This is a genomic window from Humidesulfovibrio sp. (assembly GCF_035560995.1).
GTDB lineage: Bacteria > Desulfobacterota > Desulfovibrionia > Desulfovibrionales > Desulfovibrionaceae > Humidesulfovibrio.
Genome location: NZ_DATMYK010000116.1, coordinates 1 through 2,503 on the forward strand (window position 1 = coordinate 1; position 2,503 = coordinate 2,503).

Consider the following 2,503-nt stretch of genomic DNA (forward strand, 5'->3'; position numbering starts at 1 on the left):
GCTCAGGCCCCTTGAGCCGGGGGCTCCAGCAGCAGAGCCAGCAGCGCGTCCACCGCAGGCGCGGTGACGTTCCTGCGCCGGACAAGCACGGTCTCGCTGCGGCCAAAGGGATGCGGCAGCGGGTGCGCCGAAAGCGAATCGCCAGCAGGCAGGCGGTCCACCAGGCTCCTGGGGACCAGGGCAACCCCCATGCCGCAGGCCGCGCAACCCAGCATGGCGTGGTAGGAAGCCAGCTCCACGAAGCGCTCCGGAACAAGTCCCTGGCTGGCCAGCCAGCCTTCCAGCCGCTGCCGGTAGGAACATCCGGCCTCAAAGACCAGCGCCGTGCGCGTCTGCAAATCCGCGCCCCGGCGTATGGGCGGGTGCCCGGCCGAGGCCACCAACACGAGTTCTTCGGAAAACACGGGCACGGCCTCCAAATCCGGCTCCAGCACCGGCCCCGCTACCAGGGCGCAATCCAGAGCCCCCTCCCGCGTGAGCCGCACAAGCCGCGCCGTTGGCCCGGTGTGCAGCTCCAGCCGCACCTCGTGGCAGCGCTGGTGGAAGGCGGCCAGCACAGGCGGCAGCCGGGTGGCGGCGGTGCTCTCCATGGAGCCCAGCCGCAAGGGGCCGCGCGGCAGGCCCAGGGTCAGGGCGTTGCGCGCCTCGGCCGCAAGATCCAGCAGGCGCGCCGCATAGCCCTCCAGCACCCGCCCCGCGGGAGAAAGCTTCAGCCGCCTTCCTTCGCGCAGGAACAGGGCCACGCCCAGGCTTTCCTCAAGCTGGCGGATGCGCGTGGTGACGCTGGACTGCACGCGGTGCAGACTTTTTGCCGCGCTGGTCACGCCGCCCTGGCGGATGACCGCCTGAAACATCGCGAGGTCGTCGAGGTTCATGGTTCTCATCCAGAGATTGTTTCTATCATTTAAAATCATTTTTCAAGAACACAGAAAACATCTACATGTTCTTCTCGCACTCGGCAAGACAGACGGGAGGAAGCATGCAGCACGGCACACGCAACGGGTATCTGGCGGCCGCAGGCACTGTGGCCATCTGGACCGGGTTCATTCTCATCTCGCGCTCGGGCGGGAAAAGCGACCTCACCCCCTACGACATCCTGGCCCTGCGGCTGGGCACGGCGACCCTGGCGCTTGTGCTGTTCACCAAGCCGCTGCCCGCCGCCCTCTGGCGCGACGGCCGCCTCTGGCTCCTGGCGCTCATCGGCGGCGTTGCCTATGGCTTGCTGGCGTACATGGCCTTCAAAACCGTGCCCGCCGCCCATGGGGCCATCCTGTTGCCCGGACTGCAGCCCTTCCTCGTGGCCCTGGCGGCGCTGCTCATCACCGGGCGGCGCCCGAACCCGGCGCGGCTTTGGGGCTTTCTGGTCATCGGCCTCGGCATGGCGCTCACCGCCGCGCCCCTTCTCCGCAACACGCCGGACAGCGGCGTGCTGGAAGGCGACCTGCTGATGCTGGCGGCCTCCGCCTCCTGGGCCGTGTTCAGCGTGCTGGCCAAAAACTGGAGCCCCGGCCCGTGGCTGCTCACCCGATTCATGGCCCTGGCCTCGGCCCTGCTCTACCTGCCCGTGTACCTCTTCGTCCTGCCCAAGGCCCTCGACCAGGTTGCCGTACAGACTCTGGTGATCCAGGGCCTGTACCAAGGTCTCGGCCCCACCATCCTGGCCATGCTGCTGTACGTGAAGGCGGTGGAGAGCCTGGGTCCGGCCCGGGTGGGCGCGCTGCTGGCCCTGGTGCCGGTGCTGGCGGGGCTCATCGCAGTGCCGTTGCTTGGAGAACCCATGACCCCCTGGCTTGCGGGAGGGCTGCTGGCCGTGTCCAGCGGCGCCTACCTCGCCGCGCGGCCCAACACCCTTGAAACCGGGAGGACCCCATGCCCTACGTCAACATAAAGATCACCCGCGAGGGCGCCACAGCCGAGCAGAAGGCCGCGCTCATCCAAGGCGTCACCGTGCTGCTGCGCGACACCCTGGGCAAAAACCCGCAAACAACCGTGGTCGTCATTGATGAAGTGGACACCGACAACTGGGGCATCGGCGGAGAGAGCGTAACCGTGCGGCGCAAGCGCGGGAGCTGAGGCGGCTGGCGTGGAGGGCGTGAAGGGCTGCGGGCTTGCCTACGCCCCGGCCCCATCCACCTCTATTCCGGCCAGCACCACGGTGTTGCGGCCGGCTTCCTTGGCGTCATAGAGCGCCTCGTCCGCAATCTTGAGCAGCGTCTCCAGGCAGCCCTGCCGGGCGCTGACGACGCCGAAGCTGGCCGTGACGCGCCGGTCCGGCGTGGCGGCGAAGGGCTCGGCCTCCACGGCCTGGCGCAGGCGTTCCGCCAGCACCTCGGCCTCGCGCGCGGTGGTGAAGGGCGCCACGACCACGAATTCCTCGCCGCCATAGCGGGCGAACACGTCGCCCTCGCGCAGGGAGCGCTGGCACAGGGCGGCCACGTCGCGCAGCAGTTCATCGCCCGCAACATGCCCCAGGGTGTCGTTCACGCGCTTGAAGTGGTCCAGG

The 2,503-nt window shown here is 68.8% G+C and carries 4 protein-coding genes; 2 read left to right on the forward strand and 2 right to left on the reverse strand.

The window, feature by feature from the left end:
* Window positions 1–2: 2 nt before the first annotated feature.
* Window positions 3–875, reverse strand: coding sequence for a LysR family transcriptional regulator (locus tag VN419_RS04565; RefSeq protein ID WP_325644913.1), 873 nt, complete (start codon window positions 873–875; stop codon window positions 3–5).
* Between the two features lie 104 nt (window positions 876–979).
* Between VN419_RS04565 and VN419_RS04570 the strand changes: the two genes are divergently transcribed.
* Together VN419_RS04570 and VN419_RS04575 are read left to right on the forward strand one after the other, a co-directional pair.
* Window positions 980–1,888: a DMT family transporter gene (locus tag VN419_RS04570; protein WP_325644915.1), complete on the forward strand. Its 909-nt coding sequence runs from the start codon at window positions 980–982 to the stop codon at window positions 1,886–1,888.
* Entirely contained in the window at window positions 1,870–2,073 is a 204-nt protein-coding gene (locus VN419_RS04575; protein WP_325644917.1) for a 4-oxalocrotonate tautomerase family protein, read from the forward strand. Before VN419_RS04570 ends, VN419_RS04575 begins: the two co-directional genes overlap by 19 nt.
* A gap of 39 nt (window positions 2,074–2,112) precedes the next feature.
* On the opposite strand, the gene VN419_RS04580 is transcribed toward VN419_RS04575, so the two are convergent.
* Window positions 2,113–2,503 (reverse strand): GGDEF domain-containing protein (locus VN419_RS04580; RefSeq protein ID WP_325644919.1); only part of this gene is annotated, 391 nt, incomplete at its 5' end.

What these genes read in the sequence shown, in the direction of transcription:
- VN419_RS04565 (WP_325644913.1), bottom strand. Translation starts at nt 875, where the DNA reads ATGAACCTCGACGACCTCGCGATGTTTCAGGCGGTCATCCGCCAGGGC.
- VN419_RS04575 (WP_325644917.1), top strand. Translation starts at nt 1,870, where the DNA reads ATGCCCTACGTCAACATAAAGATCACCCGCGAGGGCGCCACAGCCGAG.
- VN419_RS04570 (WP_325644915.1), top strand. Translation starts at nt 980, where the DNA reads ATGCAGCACGGCACACGCAACGGGTATCTGGCGGCCGCAGGCACTGTG.